We start from the raw sequence: 18,366 nt of genomic DNA on the forward strand, positions 1-18,366 counted from the left end.
ACCCGTATATCCGGTGAATCAACGCCCGGCCGGCCCATCAGAACCGGCGCCCGGCCACGCGAGCCGACCACCACCCCGGCCCCGCCCCCTCGGCCCCCGCCGCACACGGCACCTCATCCCCACCCCGCCCCCTCGGGCCCCGCCGCCGTACGCCGTACACAGCAGGCCACTCCCCGCCCTGCCCCTCAGGCGCCGCTGTACAGAGCAGGCATCCCTGTTCAGCCTCGGGCCCGCCGCACAGACAGGTCATCCCTGTTCGGCCCCTCGGGCCCAGCCGTACATGGCACATCGTTGCCCCCCTTCCCCATCTGGCTTGCCGCAGACGGCCGGCCGTTCCTGCCGATCGGCTCCCACACCGAGGCAGCCCCGCGTTACGCCCCGGCGTCGCAACAGGCCGGCAGCATCCATGACCCCGCGTGAGCGCGAGAAAGCCCGGAGTCCCCCGCATTCCCGCGCCGGCCTCCGTCCGGCACGGAGGAGCGCATCCCTACGGACCCCTTACGCGCGGCGATGCAAGGCCCGGCGAGGGGAAAACCGGCACGCGGCGTACCCGATCGCCGTGTCCGCATCGCGCCACACCCCGTGCGATCCCACCCGCGACGCGCCAGGACAGCCCAGCGGCGGCGCCTGTGACCTGCGCCGACGCGGGCGGTGACCCTGTTGGCGGCATGGCCGCCTTCCAGATGGCAGCAAGTGGTCAGGGGCGTGCAGCTTGCTGTCGCCGAATTCTCTGTTCCGAGGGCTCGGAATGCCGGAGAGTTGTACTCACAAGGACGAAACAAAAGCCCTCAAGAAAAGAGACAAGAAATGACCTCCACCACCTTCTCCGCCGCCACCGCCACCCGCTCCGCCGGCACCACCTGGGATGGCTACTCCCGCACCGCCGGCACCACCTGGGACGGCTACTCCCGCACCGCCGGCACCACCTGGGACTAAGACGATAACCGGAAATGACAATCCCGACGACGACGAACGCCAAAGATAACAGGAACACTCCCCCAGCCTGATTCGCGGACGACCCGGCAGCCCACCGGACACCGCAAGAAGGCAGCGAAAGCACCACCTCGCCGACAAGCCCGGCGCCATCCGGAACGAAATCGAAATTCCGGCCTACGGCAGCCGCGACGGCAGCGTCCAAGCCACGAGAAACGGAAAACGCCGTGATCTGAGACGGCGACCGTCGTGAGCCCGGATCGACGCACACGAACCCCTTCCCGGCCCGCCGCCCCACTCCCCGTCCGCGGCTCCGCCAGGACCCCTCCCCCGAACAACGCCCCCCATCGGCCGTCTCCCATGCCCTGGCGCGCCCTCCCCAGCCGGTTACCGGTCCAAGACTGTCGTGAGCCTGACCAGTGCCTGGGCGATCTGCTCCGGGGTGAGGCCGAGCTTCGTGCGCTGGTAGCCGTACACCTCGGGGGCCAACGGCGCGAGCAGGACCTCGACCAGCGCGTCCGGGCCGGGTGTGCCCGCGGCGGTCAGGAGCGCACGCACGTGGGCGCGCCAGAAGCCGTATGCGCCCGTCTCGAAGCGGGAGCGGCCCACTTCCGAGCCGAGCACCAGGTGCGAGTGGTCCTCCAGGAGGCGGACCATGGCGGCGTAGAAGGCGGCCAGCCGCTCGGCGGGCGGCGCTCCCGGGCCCAGGGGCGGCTCGCCGCGCAGCAGGCGTTCCTGCAGCTCCCGTTCGTGCTCGTCGAGCAGCGCCACGGCGATCGAGGCGCGGTCGGGGTAGCGGCGGTAGAGGGTGCCCCGGCCCACCCCGGCCTTCCTGGCGATGTCGTCCATCGTCACGTCCTGCGGGGACCGCTCCGCGAACAGCAGCGCGGCCGCCTCCAGGATGCGTGCGCGATTGCGTGCGGCGTCGGCTCTCTCCATGCACCCATTGTATGTGGACACATCGTCCGGTTATAGTCATCCGGACACCGTGTCCACATACCTGGGACGAGGAAGCTCATGCTGCTGCACCTGGACGCCAGCGCCCGCCGCACGTCGTTCTCGCGGAGACTGTCGAGCGTGTACGCCGAGACCTGGCGGGCTGCCCACCCTGAGGCCGGCTACGTCTACCGCGACCTGGCCGCGCAACCCGTGCCGCACATCGGCGAGGCATGGACCGAGATCTGCGACCACATCCTGGCGCACGAGATCACCGACATCTCGCGCTATCGAGAGGCGGTCCGCACCCCTGCCCAGAGCCAGGCCTGGGCCATCTTGGAGCCCTTGCTCGACGAGGTGGTGGCCGCCGAGGTGATCCTCATCGGCACACCGATGTACAACTACTCGATCCCGTCGGCGCTGAAAGCCTGGCTCGACCAGATCACCTTTCCCAAGATGTCGCTCCAGGGCCGCTCGTTCATGGTGACCAGCGCGCGCGGCGGCGCCTACGGCCCCGGCACACCCCGCGAGCCGTACGACCACCAGGAGCGCTATCTGCGCGACTTCTTCAAGGGCCACTTCAGGGTCGAGGACGTCACCTTCATCCACGCCGAACTGGTCAACGCCCGCCTCGACCCCTCGCTCGCCCACCTGCGCGAGCGGCACGAACGGTCGCTGGCGGCGGCCCTGCGGGAGGCGGCCCGGTGAACTGGCTGATCCTGGCCCTGGCCGGGCTGGTCGAAATGGCCTGGTCCCAGAGCATCAAGCCGACGCAGAACTTCACCAGGCCGCTGCCCACGCTGGTCTGCCTGGCACTGATGGCGGGCGCCGTGTGGCTGCTGTCCCAAGCGATGAACACGCTCCCGGTCGGCACCGCGTACGCCGTCTTCACCGGTATCGGCGCGGTCGGCGCGATCACCTTGGGCATCGTCGTCAACGGCGACGCCGTATCGGCGGGCAGGATGACGGCGCTCGCCCTGATCGTCGGCGGCATCGTGCTGGCCCGGGTCACCGCCTGAGCCGAACAGACCCGACGTGACCCCGCCGGCGCCTTGGGTTGCCATCTCTCATGCCGTTTCGGCAAGGTGAGGGGTGTGGACGACCTGCAGCACGTCTTGGCCGCGGTGGGCCCGAAACTCCGCGAGCTTCGCAAACAACGCGGTTTCACCCTGGCCGAGCTGTCACAGGACACCGGCGTCTCAGAGAGCACGCTCTCACGCCTGGAGAACGGCAGCCGCCGGCCGAATCTGGAACTACTGCTCCCTCTGGCCCGCGCCTACGGGGTCCCGCTCGACGAGCTGGTGGGCGCGCCGCAGACCGGTGACCCGCGCGTACACCTGCGCCCGGTGCGCCGCGGCCGGATGACCGTCGTGCCGCTGAGCCGGCGGGCCGGCGGCCTGCAGGCTCACAAACTGGTCATCCCGCCGCGACGCGACGACGAGTGCGAGCCTGATCTGCGGACGCACGAGGGTTATGAGTGGCTCTACGTCCTGGAAGGCAGGCTGCGGCTGATCCTGGGCGATCGGGACCTGGTGCTCAAGCACGGAGAGGTCGCGGAGTTCGACACCCACGTCCCTCACTGGATGGGCTCCGCCGACAGCCACCCAGTCGAACTGCTCGCCCTCTTCGGCCCCCAGGGCGAACGCGCCCACCTGCGCGCCCGCCCCGCCAGGCGGGCCACGTCCGAGGAGCAGTGAGGGCGCGTCCAGCGAGTCGGCCTCACGACCTCTGCGCCGCGAGCAGGCGGTCGTACTGCTGCGCGAACTCGGACGACTCCCCCGCGACCTTCCTGAGCGGCCCAAGCTCCTCCAACGTCCGCCGAGAGCCGGTTGTCAACGGCAACAATCGGATGCCCTCCGCGAGCGCGTCCGTCTTCGCTCCGGCACTCAACAAGGCGTTCGCCAGACAAGAACGGTAGTAGATCCTGTTGCGCTCCCCTATCGACACATCCGAGAGCAGGCTTTGGAACTTGTCGATCGCCGAGGAATGCTTCCCCAGGGTCATCGCCGTCAAGCCCTCGAAATAGACCAAGGTGCTGGGGGTAATGAACCCCGCCCAATCAGGATCATCCTGGCGGACGCCGCGATCCACCTCTCGCCAGGCGGTTGCCATCGCCCTACGGCAGGCGATGTCGTCGCCCATAACGGCGTGAGCGGTGGCCTCGCGTACCGCCAAGAGCGCGTGCACCCGCGGAGTCGCCCACGTCCGGGCGGCGTCCTTTCCGGCCGCCACCGAACGTAGCGCCTCTCCAACTCGACCAGGTTTCGTTCGCGCGAGTCGAACGGCTTGCATCGCGACATAGGAGGCGATGTTGGTCCGCAGTAGATCATCACCGGAATGTTCGGCGTACATGTACGCCTCCCCGTACAACTGCCGGGCGAGCCGCTGATCCCCGGAGTCGTAGGCCAGCCAGCCGGCGCAGACGCACAACTCTCCGGCGATGGACACCAGACGACGACCGATCGACTCCCCGTAATCGGCTTCGTCGAGCATCCGGCGCACCCGCGCGAGGTGATGCAACGCGGGGGCGAGAAGCAGGCCACCGCCTATCCGCTGGTCTTGCGCGTACAGGCGTTGGATAGTCGCTTTGAGGTGCTTGACGTGCGCCGCGCCGACCTGGCCGTGAACAGGGGGACCACTCCATCCGATGCCCGCGAGACCGGCAGCCACGACTCCGGTGAAATGACGGCGGTCCATTTCCATATACGGCTCTATGCCCTCAATATCCGCGCCTGGCACGGCATTGCCCAGAAACAGGGGGAGCAGGGCGTGGCGCGGCATGGGGATGGCGTCGGCGAAGCGGACGAGTTCGCGGATGTCGTAGAGGGTGTCGCGCCGGTTGCCTTCTACGCGGTTGACGGTGCTCTGGGACCACCCGACCAGGCCGGCCAGTTCGAGCTGGCTCAGGCCCATCGCCGAGCGGACGAGGCCGACGAACGCCGCGAGGTCTCCGGCCGCGAGCGCTTCACGCATGGGGGCCGAGTCCCACAGCCACGTCGGCGCCGCCGGACGTTCGCCGCGGGCGGCCCGCAGGCACGTCGCGCAGAGGGAGTCGCGGCTGTAGCGGCTGAGCAGAGTCCTGCGGCACCCGGGGCACATCCGCCCGTCCGCGGACGCGGGCGTGGACGTGGGCGTGGGCGTTGACATGGACCGTGGCCTCCTTCCGCGATGCCGTGACCGTCACCGGACGCGACACGGTACGGCGCGTCCACCGCATACGCGATGCCAATCTGGCATAACAGTATGTGTGCGATCAATGACGGATTGAAGTTTTCCGCACATGCGTGACCCCGGACGCTGACACCCAGCCCCCGAACACCAAGGGGCGCCCTTCGGTCTCGAAGAAAGGGAAAGGTCGATGTCTTCGGGTGAGCGCGTGAACCACGTCTTCGTCGTGGTCTCCACCGTCGAGCAGGTACCGGCGGCGCGGCGGGAGACGGCCCGCACGCTGGAGCGGTGGGGCATCCACCCGGAGACGGCGTTCACGGCCGGCCTGATCGTCACCGAGCTGGTCGCGAACGTCGCCGAGCACGCGGCGGCGGAGTCGCCCACCACGACGGTGGCGCTGGCCGCGGACGACCTCTGGCTGACCGTGGCCGTGCACGACACCCACCCGCGGTTGCCGCGCGCGCTCACGGCGCCGTACGACGACGGGGGCCGGGGGCTGCGGATGGTGATGCTGCTGACCGAGGAGGCGGGCGGCGTGCACACCGTCGAGCCGACCGCGGGGGGCGGCAAGCACATCGTCGTCCACCTGCCGCTCGCGTACGGCACCCCCGTGTCCGCGCCGGCGAGAACACGGCCCGGGCGAAGCGCGGACCGCTGATCACAGCTCTGCTGGTGCGCTGTCCACGAACGTTCGCCGGGTGTCGGGCGCCGTACGGCGGCGCCGGCTTCGCCGTACCACGACTCGCCGACCCGGCGCCGACCACATCCAGCACCTGGCGGGGTGAGCAAGGGCATCCCCGGTGAAGGGATGTGGCCACCGCACTAGGCGAGGGCCTCCACGCGGGCGGGGACGTGTTTGTGCCAGGGGGTGCCGGCGTAGGGGTCGCGGTCTTCTGAGGAGGTCAGCTCGTTCGGCGGGGCGCCCGTGGTGACCTCGCCCGTCTCGCCGGGGTAGGACAGGCCGAGGCCGTTGGGCAGGGAGATGTGCCCGGCCTGGAGGGTGTCGGTGATCTCGACGGTCGCCTCGACCGAGCCGCGTCTGGTCGTCACCCGCGCCCGGCATCCGTCGGACAGGCCGAGGTCGGCGGCGTCCTTGGGGCTGACCCTCAGCACGCCGTCGGTGTCGCGCCTGCGCCAGGACGGGTCGCGGAAGATCGTGTTGGCGGTGAAGGCGCGCCGCTCCCCCGCCGACAGGACGAAGGGGTACTCCGGATGCGCGTCCGGGCCCGGCCCGAGGCGGGCGAGCTCGTCCAGCAGGTCGGGCAGCGCCAGGTGGATCTTCTTGTCCGGGGTGCCGAGCCGGTCCCAGCCGTCCCAGGGTTCGTCGACGGTGAAGACCAGACCCGAGGGGCTGTCGAGGATGGCGTCGAACAGCCGGTCGCCGAGCTCGATGCCCTCCCCTTCGATGCCGGCCCGCCGCACCGCGTCCGGGTGGGTCATGGCGACCCGCAGGGCCTGCGCCCACAGGGAGGCGGCGGCCGCGGCGCCGCCGGGCAGCGTCGGGCCGAGGGTGCGGTACAGCAGGGCGGGGGCCACCTTGGCGAGCTGCGGGTCGGCCATGGCGGCCAGGAACGCCTCGGCGAAAGCCGTGCGGCCCCGCTCGGCCGCCTCGCGCAGGGGCACCACCCGGTCGGCGGGCAGCGCGCCCAGGGCCTCGCACAGCCGGGCGTGGATCTCCGGCTCGGGCAGCAGGTCGGCGCCCTCCGGCGGGTCGAGCACCGGGCGGCGCAGGTGGAAGTAGTTGGCCGGCGCCTCCAGGTTGAAGAAGGTCGCCTCCCACTTCTCGAACTGGGAGGGCGCCGGCAGCACGTAGTCGGCCAGCCGCGCCGTCTCGGTCATCGCGACGTCGATCACGACGAGCAGGTCGAGCGCCTTCAGCGCCTCGCGCATCCGCTTGGAGTCGGCGACCGAGTGCGCCGGGTTGGAGGTCTCGACGAGCATGGCGCGGTAGCGGCGCGGATGGTCGGTGAGGATCTCCTCGGCGACCACATTGGCGGGGACGAGGCCGGAGATGACGCGCGCCCCGGCCACCGGGCTGACCCGGTCGCGTTTCGGCCCGTGGTGGCCGAAGGTGACGAACGGCGCGAACAGGATCGGCGGGTTGTTGGCGCCCCGGCGCCCGAAGTTGCCGGTCAGCAGCCACAGCAGGTTGTCCAGGTAGCTGTTGAGCGTGGAGTGCAGCGTCATCTGGACGCCGAGGTCCTCGAACACGGCCACCTCGGAGGCCGCGGCGATGCGGCGCGCCGCCGTGCGCACCAGTTCCTCGGGCACGCCCGCGATCTCGCAGTACGCGGTGACCGGCACCGACGCGAGGACCTCGCGGACCGCCTCCAGGCCGACGGCGTGGACGGCCAGCCACCTGTGGGCGATGAGGTCCTCCTGGACCAGCACCCCGGCCATCGCGGCGAGCAGCCAGGCGTCGGCGCCGGGGCGTACTCGCAGGTGGATGTCGGCGAGCTCGGCGGTCTCCGTGCGCCGCGGGTCGATGACGATCATGCACCGGGCCGGATCGCGGGCGATCTCGCGCAGCGTGGGCCGGGCGCGCGGCAGTCCGTGGGACTGCCAGGGGTTCTTGCCGACGAACAGCGCGACCTCGCAGTTGTCGAAGTCGCCGGTGGCCATGGTGCCGAGCATCCGGTCGGACACCCAGAACAGGCCGGTCTTCTCCTGGGCGAGGGCGTTGGAGCGGTACCTGGCGCCGAGCGCGCGCATGAATGCGCCGGAGTAGGAGCCGCCGAGGTGGTTGCCCTGCCCTCCACCGCCGTAGTAGAAGATCGACTCGCCGCCGTGGGCGTCGCGGACGGCGGCGAACCGCGCGGCGATCTCGGCGATGGCGGTGTCCCAGTCGACGCGCTCGAAGGTGCCGTCGGGCCGCCGGCGCAGCGGGTGGGTCAGCCGGTCCACGCCGTTCTGGTAGTGGTCGAGGCGCAGCGGCTTCTCGCAGGTGTACCCCTGGGAGGACGGGTGGGCCTTGTCACCCCGAATCCGGTCGAAGCGCCGCCCGTCCAGCTTGATCTCGATGCCGCAGTTGCTCGCGCAGAGCACGCACGCCGTAGGCCGCCACTCGGTGTCCACGTCGTCTCCCCCAGGCCCAGGGTTGAGTCCGATATAGAGACCCAACCTAGACCAGAATGCCTGCCTTGTCGCCACTCATCTCGGCCGATCCGCTCGGACGAATGCCCGCCCATCGACGGAGTAATTGCCGCATAGTGGAAGCAGCGGCACCGAGTCGGCTCCGCGAGGACGTGACGGCCGGCTCCACCGACGCACGCGGAGGCTGCCCGTGTTCGAGCGCTTCACCGATTCGGCACGTCGCGCCGTGGTCTCCGCCCAGGAGGAGGCCAGGCGGCTCGACCACGGCTACATCGGCACCGAGCATCTCCTGCTCGGCATGCTGGGCGAGGGCAAGGGACTCGCCGCCACCATGCTCGCCCGGGCGGGTCTCGGCCTGGACGGCGCCAGGGCCGACGTCGAGAACCTGGTCGGACGCGGCCCGGACTCCCCCGGGACGCACATCCCGTTCACGCCCAGGGCTAAGAAGGTGCTCGAACTGTCCCTGCGCGAGGCGCTGCAGCTCAAGCACAACTACATCAGCACCGAGCACATCCTCCTCGGCCTCATCCAGGAGGGCCACGGCGTCGGGATCAAGGTGCTGGAACTACACGAGATCGACCTGGCGGCGGTGCGCGCACAGCTCATCGAAAGCGCGACCCGCCGGGGACGGGGACCCACCGGAACGCCGGGTGTGGACCCGGTCCCCTCGCCGTCCCAGGTGTTGTTCATGGCGCGCCTCGAACGGATCCAGGAGAGCCTGGACCGCATAGAGCGGCGCCTGGACGCCATGGGCGTCCCACCGGCCGGCGCCGACGAGGAGAACGACGAAGACCCCGGGAAGGACGAAGGCCACGGTTAGGCGAAGGGCCGCGGGAAGGACCAAGGCGCCGGGGAAGGGCGTGCGGGCCGGCCGTCATGATCCGCGATCCCCGAGCGTTCCCGGAGCAGGACGGCCGGCCGGCGCTCAGCCGCGCGGCGTGGGCGCCATCGCCCCGGTGGCGAGCCTGGCCTCCAGTACGCCGGGGTCGTCGGTGTAGGCCAGCGCGGCGCCGAGGGAGATCAGCAGGCGGCGCATGCGCGCGTTGTCCGACAGCAGGCTCGCCTTCACCTCGGCGAAGCCCAGGTCGCGCGCCTCCTGTAGCAGCATCCGCGCCAGCGCGCCGCCGAGCCCGCGTCCCTGCCAGCGGTCCTCGACCAGGATCGCCATCTCGGCGATGCCCGGATCGGGAGTGAAGATCAGGTTGGCGAGCGCCACGACCTGGCCGTCGTATCCGGCGACGAGCGAGTGCCCGCGGTCGCGGTCGCAGAGCCGGTCGAACATGCGCGGCGGCAGGGCCGGCATGGAGGTGAAGTACCGGAACCTGCGCGAGTCCGGAGAGCAGCGGTCGTGCAGGTCGCGGACAGCCTCGCGGTAGAGCAGGGTCAACGGGCGCACCTGCACCTCGACGCCGTCGCTCAGCAGCACCGGCCGCTCCCCCGACGGCGCCTCCGCCGGCGGCTGCGCGAGCCGTACGAGCGCCGCCGCCCGGGCGGCCTCGGTCAGCGTGAACGGCAGCCCCGTCCGGCGCAGCCGGATGGCGCGGCGCGACGCCACCGGAACGGTCAGCAGGGTGGGGTCGGGCAGGTCGGAGGAGAGTTCCACGCCGTACACCCAGCGCGCGTCGTCGGCGCGCAGCAGGTCGCACAGCACCTCCGGCAGCCGCCACGGCATGGCCCGCAGGCGCGCGGCCAGCAACAGGACGCGGGTGGGCTCGTCGGTCAGCTCGTGGGCGGTGGCGGGGACGACCTGGACGCGCCGGCCGCCGGCCGCCTCCAGGGCTTCGCGCACGGTCTCCGCCGAGGCGGGGATGTCGGCGACGAACTCGTCCACGGTGCCGTCGGTGTCGGACTGGACGCTCAGCCCGAGGATGTTGCCGCCCTTGGCCGCCAGCGCGGCGGCGAGGGAGGCGAGCCGGCCCGGTCGCTCGTCCACCGTGGTACGGATCCGTAGAAATCCCATCAAAACCCCCTGTCGTCCGAACAGCAGCATGCCGCCGAGCTGTTACGAAACTGCTACATGGACGTGAGCCCGCGGTTTCCATTAATCGACTGCTGCCCTAATGAAGATTTCGCAGGACATGCCACCTATGGCGGCCGGTTTCCCTTGGTGTGCCGCGCGACCGCGACGGATATAGCATCGTGCCCGATGACCGATCTGCTCTTCCGAGGCGGCCGCGTGTTCACCGGCTCCGCCCGTCCGCCCCGCTCAGAGGCGGTGCTCGTGCGCGACGGGCGCATCGCGGCCGTGGGCGCCGAGGCCGATGTCGCCGCCCTGGCACACCCCCGCCACCAGACCGTCGACCTGCACGGGCGGCTGCTGACGCCCGCGTTCACCGACGCCCACATCCACCCGATCCAGGCGGGGCTCGAACGCGCCAAGTGCGACCTGTCGGAGGTCTTCGGCCTGGCGGCGTACGTCGAGAAGATCGCCCGGTACGCCGGGGAGCATCCGGACAAGGCGTGGGTCGACGGCGGAGGCTGGGACATGGCCGCCTTCCCCGGCGGGCTCCCCCACCGCACGCAGCTCGACTTCGTCGACCGCCCCGTTTACCTCATCCAGCGCGACCACCACGCGGCCTGGGTGAACACCAGGGCCCTGGAGCTCGCCGGGGTGGGCGCCGACACCCCCGATCCCGCCGACGGCCGCATCGAGCGCGACCCGGACGGCACGCCGAGCGGCGTCCTGCACGAGGGAGCCATGGATCTGGTCGGCCTGCTCACGCCCCGGCCGAGCCCCGCCGACCTCGAAGACGCGCTGATGGACGCCCAGTCCCACCTGTTCTCGCTGGGCATCACCGGCTGGCAGGACGCCATCGTCGGCTCCTACGCCGGCTCCGACGACAACTTCCCCGCCTACCTGTCCGCGGCCGCGTCCGGGCGCCTGCGGGCGCGGGTGGTCGGCGCGCTCTGGTGGGACAGGGCGCGCGGCGCCGAGCAGATCGACGAGATGGCCGAGCGCCGGGCACAGGCAGGCGACGGCCTGTTCTCCGCCGGCTCGGTGAAGATCATGCAGGACGGCATCGCCGAGAACTTCACCGCCGCCGTCATCGAGCCCTACTGCAACTGCGGCCCCGACCAGCGCGGCCTGTCGTACGTGGACCCCGAACTGCTGAAAGGCCACGTCGCCGAGCTCGACCGGCGCGGCTTCCAGGTGCACTTCCACGCCATCGGCGAGCGGGCCGTGCGCGAGTCGCTGGACGCGCTGGAGGGCACCTCGCCGCGCAACCGGCACCACATCGCCCACCTGCAGATCGTCGAACCGTCGGACGTGCCGCGCTTCGCCCGGCTCGGCGTCGCCGCCAACCTGCAGCCGCTGTGGGCCACCCACCACCTGCAGATGGACGAGCTGTGCATCCCCTACCTGGGCGAGCCGCGCGCCTCCTGGCAGTACCCGTTCGCCGACCTGGTGCGCACCGGGGCCCGACTGTGCGCGGGCAGCGACTGGCCGGTCTCCTCGGCCGACCCGCTGCAGGGCATGCACGTCGCGGTCAACCGCACCGAGCCGGGCGGCTCGGTGCACGCCGGCTATCCGACGGCGCAGACGCCGTTCCTGCCGCACCAGAGCCTGGACCTCGCCACGGTCATGACCGCCTACACCGCCGGGTCGGCGTGGATCAACCACGACGACGAGGCCGGCGTCATCGCCGCCGGCAACCGCGCCGACCTGGTCGTGCTCGACCGCGACCCGTACGCGCTTCCCGCCGGGGAGATCTGGACCACCCAGGTGGCGATGACGTTCGCCGCCGGGGACCTCGTGTACGAACGCCGGAGCTGACCGGCACTACGAACACCGGAAACCGACCGGCGTGTAACGGACACTGGAAGCGACCGGCGGTACGAAATCCGGCGCCGACCGGCGCGTACGAGCACCGCAGCCGCCGACCCGCGGCAGGGCGGGAAAGGCCCCCGCGGGACCGACCGCGGGGGCCTTCTGCACTGCGTGCGGAGCTGTGGCCGTGGGCCTACCAGGGCGAACGGTTGTTGCGGAGCCGCTCGAGGGCCTCGGCGAGGATCGCCGCGCCGTCGGTGTCGCTGCGCCGCTCTTTCACGTACGCCAGGTGGGTCTTGTACGGCTCGTTGCGCGGCGGCGCGGGCGGGGCCGACTCGTCCTGACCGGCGGGAAGACCGCACCGGGGGCAGTCCCAGTACTCCGGGACGGCCGCGTCGCTCGCGAAGCTCGGACGCGTCTCGTGCATGTTGGCGCACCAGAACGAGACCCGGACTCGAGGGGCCGCCTCGCCACGCTCGGCCTCCCCCATCGGACCGGCGCCGACACGGCTACCACGGATGGCGTTGCCACTACCCACGGATGAACTCCTCGCTTGATCGCCCCGCCGCGCGGCGGGGAAAAGAATCTCTGTCAGGCCTTGGGGAAGAGGGCCTACGCCGGCCGGAGCAGAAGCCCCAGCGCGATGATGCAGACGAACCAGATCGAGCCGGTGATGACCGTGAGCCGGTCGAGGTTCCGCTCCACCACCGAGGACCCACCGAAGGACGATGTGAAGCCGCCGCCGAAGAGATCCGAAAGGCCGCCACCCTTGCCCTTGTGGAGCAACACGAGCAGCACCATGAGTGCGCTCGACAGGATGAGGGCGATGGAGATGCCGATAATCACCGTTGACCTGTTTCCCTGTTATGCGCGCCGAAGCGCGACCTGACCTGCCCGGCGACCGCCGGGGTGACGATTCGAAGTGTCTCCTCGAGGGTACGTCGTAAAGTCAACTTGTACCTCCCGAACAGCTCACCTAGCCCGACATTTCGCCGAAACGACTAATCTTAACGAAGTCGACCGGGTCGAGCGACGCGCCGCCGACCAGAGCACCGTCGATGTCGGGCTGAGCCATGATGCCGGCGATGTTGCCACCCTTGACCGACCCACCGTAAAGGATACGGACGGCCGCGGCCACCTCCTGGTCGTACAGCTCGGCGAGTCGCACGCGGATGGCGCCGCACACCTCCTGCGCGTCGTCGGGCGTGGCGACCTCGCCGGTGCCGATCGCCCAGACGGGCTCGTAGGCGACGACGATCGACTTGGCCTGGTCGTGCTTCACTCCGTTCAGCGCCGCGTCGAGCTGCGACACGGTGTAGGCGACGTGACCGCCCGCCTGGCGGATCGGCAGGCCCTCGCCCACGCACAGGATCGGCGTGATGGAGTGCCGGTAGGCCGCCTGCACCTTGGCGTTGACGAGCTGGTCGTCCTCGCCGTGGTACTGCCGCCGCTCGGAGTGGCCGGCCAGCACGTAGGTGCAGCCGAGCTTGGCGAGCATGGGGCCGGAGATCTCACCGGTGTAGGCGCCGGCGTCGTGCGCCGACAGGTCCTGGGCACCGTACACGATGCGGAGCTTGTCGCCGTCCACCAGGGTCTGCACACTACGCAGGTCGGTGAACGGCGGCAGCACCGCCACCTCGGCGCGGTCGTGGTCCTTGTCGGTCAGCGTGAACGCCAGCTTCTGGACCAGCGCGATGGCCTCAAGGTGGTTGAGGTTCATCTTCCAGTTGCCGGCGAAGAGCGGCTTGCGGGCTGTGCTCATGGGGCGCTCAGTCCTCCAGGGCGGCGAGTCCGGGCAGGGTCTTGCCCTCGAGGTACTCGAGGCTCGCCCCTCCGCCGGTCGAGATGTGGGAGAAGCCGTCCTCGGGCAGGCCGAGCTTGCGCACGGCGGCCGCGGAGTCGCCGCCGCCGACCACGGTGAAGGCGCCCGAGGCGATCAGCGCCTCGGCGACGGCACGGGTGCCGCCGGAGAACGCCTCGAACTCGAACACGCCCATCGGGCCGTTCCAGAAGACGGTCGCGGCGTCGGCCAGCTTGCCGGCGAACAGCTCGCGGGTCTCCGGGCCGATGTCCAGGCCCTCGCGGTCGGCCGGGATCGCGGTGGCCTCGACCACCTCGTGCGGCGCGTCCTCGGCGAAGGTCGTCGCGGCCAGGATGTCGACCGGCAGCACGAGCTCGACGCCGCGCTTGTCGGCCTCGGCGATGAAGCCGCGGACCTGGTCGAGCTGGTCTTCCTGCAGCAGGGAGTTGCCGACCTCGTGGCCCTGGGCCTTGAGAAAGGTGTAGGCCATGCCGCCGCCGATGACCAGGCGGTCCACCTTGCCGAGCAGGTTGGCGATCACGCCGAGCTTGTCGGAGACCTTGGCGCCGCCGAGCACGACGACGTAGGGCCGGGCGGGCTCCTCGGTGAGCTTCTTGAGCACCTCGACCTCGGCCACGACCAGGCCGCCGGCGGCGTGCGGGAGGCGCTTGGGCACGTCGTACACGCTCGCGTGCTTGCGGTGCACCGCGCCGAACCCGTCGCCGACGTACAGCTCGGCGAGCTCGGCGAGCCGGTCGGCGAAGGCGCCGCGCAGCTCGTCGTCCTTGGACTCCTCGCCCGGCTCGAACCGGAGGTTCTCCAGCAGGGCGACCTCGCCGTCGGCCAGCCCCTCGACGGCGGCGCGCGCGGAGTCGCCGACGACGTCGGAGGCGAAGGCCACCGGGCGGCCGAGCAGCTCACCGAGCCGCGCGGCCACCGGGGCCAGCGAGAACTGCGGCGCCACCTTGCCCTTGGGACGGCCGAGGTGAGCGCAGACGACGACCCGCGCGCCGCGCTCGGCGAGCGCGGCGATGGTGGGCACCGAGGCGCGGATGCGCCCGTCGTCGGTGATCACGTCCCCGTCGAGGGGGACGTTCAGGTCGGCGCGCACGAGCACGCGCCGGCCCTTCACGTCGAGGGAATCGATGGTCTGCATCAGAACTGCGAACCAACCAGCTCGATGAGGTCGCCGAGGCGGTTGGAGTAGCCCCACTCGTTGTCGTACCAGCCGACGACCTTGGCCTGGTTGCCGATGACCTTGGTCAGACCGGAGTCGAAGATGCAGGAGGAGGGGTCGGTGACGATGTCGGCGGAGACGATGTCGTCCTCGGTGTAGCTGAGGATGCCGCGCAGCGGGCCCTCGGCGGCGGCCTTGAGGGCGGCGTTGATCTCTTCGACGCTGGCCTCGCGCTTGAGCTCGACGGTCAGGTCGGTGGCCGAGCCGGTGGGGATCGGCACGCGCAGGGCGAAGCCGTCGAGCTTGCCCTTCAGCTCGGGCAGGACCAGGCCGATGGCCTTGGCGGCGCCGGTGGAGGTCGGCACGATGTTCAGGGCGGCGGCGCGGGCGCGGCGCAGGTCCTTGTGCGGGCCGTCCTGGAGGTTCTGGTCCTGGGTGTAGGCGTGGATCGTGGTCATCAGGCCCTTCTCGATGCCGAAGGTGTCGTTGATGACCTTCGCCATGGGGGCCAGGCAGTTGGTGGTGCAGGAGGCGTTCGAGATGATCGTGTGCGCCGCCGGGTCGTACTTGTCATGGTTGACGCCCATGACGATGGTGATGTCCTCGCCCTTGGCCGGGGCGGAGATGATGACCTTCTTGGCGCCGTTGTCGGCGTGCACCTTGGCCTTGGCGGCGTCGGTGAACAGGCCGGTGGACTCGACGACGACGTCCACGCCCAGGTCGCCCCAGGGCAGCTTGGCGGGGTCGCGCTCGGCGAAGACCTTGATGGACTTGCCGTCGACGATGATCTCGTCGGCCGTGCTCTTCACCTCGTACGGCAGCCGGCCCAGAATGCTGTCGTACTTGAGCAGGTGGGCGAGGGTGGCGTTGTCGGTCAGGTCGTTGACGGCGACAATCTCGATGTCCTTCCCGCCGGCCGCCACGGCTCGCCAGAAGTTGCGGCCAATACGGCCGAAGCCGTTGATGCCTACGCGGATGCTCACGGAACCAGATCTCCTCGAACGTCGTGCGCCGGCTCGTGCCGGCGTCGTGGCGGGCTGAAACCTCAGACAACCCTACCGGGTCACAATTGGTGTAGACCACGTGGCTCTCCCCTTCGCGGCCGCCGTTGCGGGCCTCGGGAATCCCCGCAGCTCACGGCCACTCCACGGTGCCGCGTGCCCCCTTCCCACCGGAGGCCGTACGGCCACGTGACCCGTCGAGAAGACTCTCACGCCCATCCACCGCCCCCCACCACGGCCCGCCCAAGCCGCCCCACGCCCCACCTCACCCCCGAAAGCCCCCACCCTGATCAGACCGCCTGACCCACTCGCGGCCCGCCCCACAGACAACAACTGCGGTGTGGTGCGATGTGCGGGCGCCGGGGCGGTGGGGTGGGGGGCGGCGGTTTCGGCGCTCTGGTACGGCGCCGGGCGGATGTGCCTTGGCGGCGGCGGGTCAGGGGGCGAGCATCTCGGCGGTGAGGTTGGCGTCGGTGCTGGCGATGCCGAGGTCGGAGGCGCGTTTGTCTGCCATGGCGAGCAGCCGCCGGATGCGGCCGGCGATGGCGTCCTTGGTCAGCGGCGGGTCGGCGATCTGGCCGAGTTCCTCCAGCGACGCCTGCTTGTGCTCGACGCGCAGGCGCCCGGCGATGACCAGGTGCTCGGGTGCCTCGTCGCCCAGGATCTCCAGCGCCCGCTGGACCCTGGCCCCGGCGGCCACCGCCGCCCGCGCCGACCGGCGCAGGTTGGCGTCGTCGAAGTTGGCCAGGCGGTGGGCGGTGGCGCGCACCTCGCGGCGCATGCGGCGCTCCTCCCACGCCAGCACGCTGTCGTGGGCGCCGAGCCGGGTCAGCAGGGCGCTGATCGCGTCGCCGTCCCTGACGACGACGCGGTCGACCCCGCGCACCTCGCGCGCCTTGGCGTGGATCTTGAGCCGCCTGGCGGAGCCCACCAGGGCCAGCGCCGCCTCCGGGCCGGGGCAGGTGACCTCCAGGGACATCGAACGTCCCGGCTCGGTCAGCGAGCCGTGGGCGAGGAACGCGCCCCGCCAGGCCGCCTCGGCGTCGCAGGTGGCGCCGGAGACCACCTGGCGCGGCAGGCCCCGCACCGGGCGCCCGTGGTTGTCGATCAGACCGGTCTGGCGGGCGAGCGCCTCGCCGTCGCGGTAGACCCGCACCACGTACCTCGACCCCTTGCGCAGGCCCGCGGGCGCCAGGACCAGCACCTCGGCCTTGTGCCCGAACACCTCGCCGATGTCCCTGATCAGGCGCCGGGCGGTGACGTTGGTGTCCAGCTCCGCCTCGATCACGATGCGGCCGCCCACAAGGTGCAGCCCGCTGGCGAACCGCAGCAGCGTCGACACCTCGGCCTTGCGGCAGCAAGGCTTCAGCACCGAGAGCCGGCTCAGCTCGTCCTTCACCACACCCGTCATCGCCATGTGCCTGTGTCCTCCCCCATACAGACGCCTCTCACGGTCGAAGCAGCCTCGTCGCGCCACGCGGACGTCACCCGCGCCCGGCGCGCCTCCATCGGCCCCCGGCAAGTCTCTCGCACCCCGTGGGCGCGCTGACCAGGATCAACGCTTCTCACGGAAAATCTCGTCCAGGACCGAGGCAAGTCGTCGTGCATCATGCCTCGGTGAGCCGTCGGCGGCGGCCACGTCGGCGAGCACCAGGCGCCCGCCGAGCGCGTCCGCGGCCTTCTCGAGCTCGTCGCGCTCGTCCACCACCCGGTGGTCGGCGAGCACCACGTCGACCCTGAGGCCGGGGGCGTGCTCGCGCAGCACGTGCAGATGCTTCTCGGCGGAGAAGCCGTCGGTCTCCCCCGGCTGAGGGGCGAGGTTGAGGGTGACCAGCCGCCGGGCGCCGGTGTCGTGCAGGGCGGCCGCCAGCCGGGGCACCTTCAGGTGCGGCAGCACGCTGGTAAACCACGACCCCGGACCGAACACCACCCAGTCAGCCTCCTCCACCGCCTCCACGGCCTCCGGGCAGGCCGGAGGGTCGGCCGGCACCAGGGAGATCGCCTGGACGTTGCCAGGGGTGAGCGCGCAGGCCACCTGTCCGCGGACCACCGTCACCATGCCGTCCAGCTCGACCTCGGCCTCGATGTCGAGCGGCACCGACGCCATCGGCAGCACCCGCCCATGCGCGCCGAGCAGCCGGCCCACCCAGTCGAGCCCCGCGACGGGGTCGTCGAGCAGTTCCCACAATGCCACGATCAGCAGGTTTCCGACGGCGTGACCGTGTAATTCGCCTTCGCTGCGGAAGCGGTGCTGGACGACCTTGCTCCACGTATGGCCCCAGTCGTCGTCGCCGCACAGGGCCGCGAGAGCCATGCGCAGGTCGCCGGGCGGCAGAACGCCCAGCTCACGCCTGAGACGGCCGCTGGAGCCGCCGTCGTCGGCCACGGTCACCACGGCCGTCAGGTCGCCGGTCACTCTGCGCAAGGCCGACAGGGACGCGTGCAGGCCGTGCCCGCCGCCCAGTGCCACCACCCGCAGGGGCACCCC

At 71.0% G+C, this 18,366-nt stretch carries 18 protein-coding genes; 7 read left to right on the top strand and 11 right to left on the bottom strand.

Features of this window, described 5'->3' with window-relative positions; all coding sequences use genetic code 11:
* Positions 1–807: 807 nt before the first annotated feature.
* Entirely contained in the window at positions 808–936 is a 129-nt protein-coding gene (locus tag ACZ6QO_RS28915; RefSeq protein WP_465855077.1) for a hypothetical protein, read from the top strand.
* A gap of 384 nt (positions 937–1,320) precedes the next feature.
* Here the strand turns inward: ACZ6QO_RS28915 and ACZ6QO_RS28920 are convergent, their stop codons facing one another.
* The gene (locus ACZ6QO_RS28920) at positions 1,321–1,872 is read right to left on the bottom strand and encodes a TetR/AcrR family transcriptional regulator (RefSeq protein WP_465855079.1); all 552 of its coding nucleotides are present in this window, start codon (positions 1,870–1,872) and stop codon (positions 1,321–1,323) included.
* A gap of 78 nt (positions 1,873–1,950) precedes the next feature.
* On the opposite strand from ACZ6QO_RS28920, the gene ACZ6QO_RS28925 reads away from it, so the two are divergent.
* From ACZ6QO_RS28925 to ACZ6QO_RS28935, 3 genes are all read left to right on the top strand, one after another.
* Positions 1,951–2,577 carry an FMN-dependent NADH-azoreductase gene (locus ACZ6QO_RS28925; protein WP_465855081.1) on the top strand — a complete coding sequence of 209 codons (627 nt, stop codon included), beginning with the start codon at positions 1,951–1,953 and terminating at the stop codon, positions 2,575–2,577.
* Positions 2,574–2,888 carry a DMT family transporter gene (locus tag ACZ6QO_RS28930; RefSeq protein ID WP_465855083.1) on the top strand — a complete coding sequence of 105 codons (315 nt, stop codon included), beginning with the start codon at positions 2,574–2,576 and terminating at the stop codon, positions 2,886–2,888. The genes ACZ6QO_RS28925 and ACZ6QO_RS28930 overlap by 4 nt, the downstream gene beginning before the upstream one ends.
* 75 nt (positions 2,889–2,963) lie before the next feature.
* The gene (locus ACZ6QO_RS28935) at positions 2,964–3,566 is read left to right on the top strand and encodes a helix-turn-helix domain-containing protein (protein ID WP_465855085.1); all 603 of its coding nucleotides are present in this window, start codon (positions 2,964–2,966) and stop codon (positions 3,564–3,566) included.
* A 22-nt stretch (positions 3,567–3,588) separates the two neighbouring features.
* Here ACZ6QO_RS28935 and ACZ6QO_RS28940 read toward each other — a convergent pair whose 3' ends face one another.
* Entirely contained in the window at positions 3,589–4,842 is a 1,254-nt protein-coding gene (locus ACZ6QO_RS28940) for a helix-turn-helix domain-containing protein (RefSeq protein ID WP_465855087.1), read from the bottom strand.
* 385 nt (positions 4,843–5,227) lie between these two features.
* Here ACZ6QO_RS28940 and ACZ6QO_RS28945 point away from each other — a divergent pair, with 385 nt between their 5' ends.
* Positions 5,228–5,695 (top strand): ATP-binding protein, encoded by a 468-nt coding sequence (locus ACZ6QO_RS28945; RefSeq protein WP_465855089.1) that lies wholly within the window; start codon positions 5,228–5,230, stop codon positions 5,693–5,695.
* Positions 5,696–5,859: 164 nt separating this feature from the next.
* On the opposite strand, the gene ACZ6QO_RS28950 is transcribed toward ACZ6QO_RS28945, so the two are convergent.
* Positions 5,860–8,112: a molybdopterin-dependent oxidoreductase gene (locus ACZ6QO_RS28950; RefSeq protein ID WP_465855091.1), complete on the bottom strand. Its 2,253-nt coding sequence runs from the start codon at positions 8,110–8,112 to the stop codon at positions 5,860–5,862.
* 208 nt (positions 8,113–8,320) lie between these two features.
* Between ACZ6QO_RS28950 and ACZ6QO_RS28955 the strand changes: the two genes are divergently transcribed.
* Positions 8,321–8,950 carry a Clp protease N-terminal domain-containing protein gene (locus tag ACZ6QO_RS28955; protein ID WP_465855093.1) on the top strand — a complete coding sequence of 210 codons (630 nt, stop codon included), beginning with the start codon at positions 8,321–8,323 and terminating at the stop codon, positions 8,948–8,950.
* 105 nt (positions 8,951–9,055) lie between these two features.
* Here the strand turns inward: ACZ6QO_RS28955 and ACZ6QO_RS28960 are convergent, their stop codons facing one another.
* Positions 9,056–10,063 carry a GNAT family N-acetyltransferase gene (locus tag ACZ6QO_RS28960; protein ID WP_465855095.1) on the bottom strand — a complete coding sequence of 336 codons (1,008 nt, stop codon included), beginning with the start codon at positions 10,061–10,063 and terminating at the stop codon, positions 9,056–9,058.
* A 213-nt stretch (positions 10,064–10,276) separates the two neighbouring features.
* Here ACZ6QO_RS28960 and ACZ6QO_RS28965 point away from each other — a divergent pair, with 213 nt between their 5' ends.
* On the top strand, positions 10,277–11,905 hold the full coding sequence (locus ACZ6QO_RS28965; protein ID WP_465855097.1) for an amidohydrolase: 1,629 nt from the start codon (positions 10,277–10,279) through the stop codon (positions 11,903–11,905).
* A 187-nt stretch (positions 11,906–12,092) separates the two neighbouring features.
* Here ACZ6QO_RS28965 and ACZ6QO_RS28970 read toward each other — a convergent pair whose 3' ends face one another.
* The 7 genes from ACZ6QO_RS28970 to ACZ6QO_RS29000 form a co-directional block, all read right to left on the bottom strand.
* On the bottom strand, positions 12,093–12,437 hold the full coding sequence (locus ACZ6QO_RS28970) for an RNA polymerase-binding protein RbpA (protein ID WP_189163482.1): 345 nt from the start codon (positions 12,435–12,437) through the stop codon (positions 12,093–12,095).
* 74 nt (positions 12,438–12,511) lie between these two features.
* On the bottom strand, positions 12,512–12,745 hold the full coding sequence (gene secG, locus ACZ6QO_RS28975) for a preprotein translocase subunit SecG (RefSeq protein WP_465855098.1): 234 nt from the start codon (positions 12,743–12,745) through the stop codon (positions 12,512–12,514).
* Between the two features lie 130 nt (positions 12,746–12,875).
* Positions 12,876–13,661 carry a triose-phosphate isomerase gene (tpiA, locus tag ACZ6QO_RS28980; RefSeq protein ID WP_465855100.1) on the bottom strand — a complete coding sequence of 262 codons (786 nt, stop codon included), beginning with the start codon at positions 13,659–13,661 and terminating at the stop codon, positions 12,876–12,878.
* A gap of 7 nt (positions 13,662–13,668) precedes the next feature.
* The gene (locus ACZ6QO_RS28985) at positions 13,669–14,856 is read right to left on the bottom strand and encodes a phosphoglycerate kinase (RefSeq protein WP_465855102.1); all 1,188 of its coding nucleotides are present in this window, start codon (positions 14,854–14,856) and stop codon (positions 13,669–13,671) included.
* Positions 14,856–15,860 (bottom strand): type I glyceraldehyde-3-phosphate dehydrogenase, encoded by a 1,005-nt coding sequence (gap, locus tag ACZ6QO_RS28990; RefSeq protein ID WP_465855103.1) that lies wholly within the window; start codon positions 15,858–15,860, stop codon positions 14,856–14,858. The genes ACZ6QO_RS28985 and gap overlap by 1 nt, the downstream gene beginning before the upstream one ends.
* Before the next feature lie 454 nt (positions 15,861–16,314).
* Complete coding sequence (gene whiA / locus ACZ6QO_RS28995; protein WP_465855105.1) at positions 16,315–17,295, bottom strand: DNA-binding protein WhiA; 981 nt, start codon at positions 17,293–17,295, stop codon at positions 16,315–16,317.
* A gap of 138 nt (positions 17,296–17,433) precedes the next feature.
* The gene (locus tag ACZ6QO_RS29000; protein WP_465855176.1) at positions 17,434–18,351 is read right to left on the bottom strand and encodes a gluconeogenesis factor YvcK family protein; all 918 of its coding nucleotides are present in this window, start codon (positions 18,349–18,351) and stop codon (positions 17,434–17,436) included.
* Between the last annotated feature and the right edge of the window lie 15 nt (positions 18,352–18,366).

The sequence above is a fragment of the Sphaerisporangium sp. NPDC049457 genome, assembly GCF_055586705.1.

What these genes read in the sequence shown, in the direction of transcription:
- ACZ6QO_RS28915 (WP_465855077.1), top strand. Translation starts at nt 808, where the DNA reads ATGACCTCCACCACCTTCTCCGCCGCCACCGCCACCCGCTCCGCCGGC.
- ACZ6QO_RS28920 (WP_465855079.1), bottom strand. Translation starts at nt 1,872, where the DNA reads ATGGAGAGAGCCGACGCCGCACGCAATCGCGCACGCATCCTGGAGGCG.
- ACZ6QO_RS28925 (WP_465855081.1), top strand. Translation starts at nt 1,951, where the DNA reads ATGCTGCTGCACCTGGACGCCAGCGCCCGCCGCACGTCGTTCTCGCGG.
- ACZ6QO_RS28940 (WP_465855087.1), bottom strand. Translation starts at nt 4,842, where the DNA reads ATGCGTGAAGCGCTCGCGGCCGGAGACCTCGCGGCGTTCGTCGGCCTC.
- ACZ6QO_RS28945 (WP_465855089.1), top strand. Translation starts at nt 5,228, where the DNA reads ATGTCTTCGGGTGAGCGCGTGAACCACGTCTTCGTCGTGGTCTCCACC.
- ACZ6QO_RS28965 (WP_465855097.1), top strand. Translation starts at nt 10,277, where the DNA reads ATGACCGATCTGCTCTTCCGAGGCGGCCGCGTGTTCACCGGCTCCGCC.
- tpiA (WP_465855100.1), bottom strand. Translation starts at nt 13,661, where the DNA reads ATGAGCACAGCCCGCAAGCCGCTCTTCGCCGGCAACTGGAAGATGAAC.
- ACZ6QO_RS28985 (WP_465855102.1), bottom strand. Translation starts at nt 14,856, where the DNA reads ATGCAGACCATCGATTCCCTCGACGTGAAGGGCCGGCGCGTGCTCGTG.
- whiA (WP_465855105.1), bottom strand. Translation starts at nt 17,295, where the DNA reads ATGGCGATGACGGGTGTGGTGAAGGACGAGCTGAGCCGGCTCTCGGTG.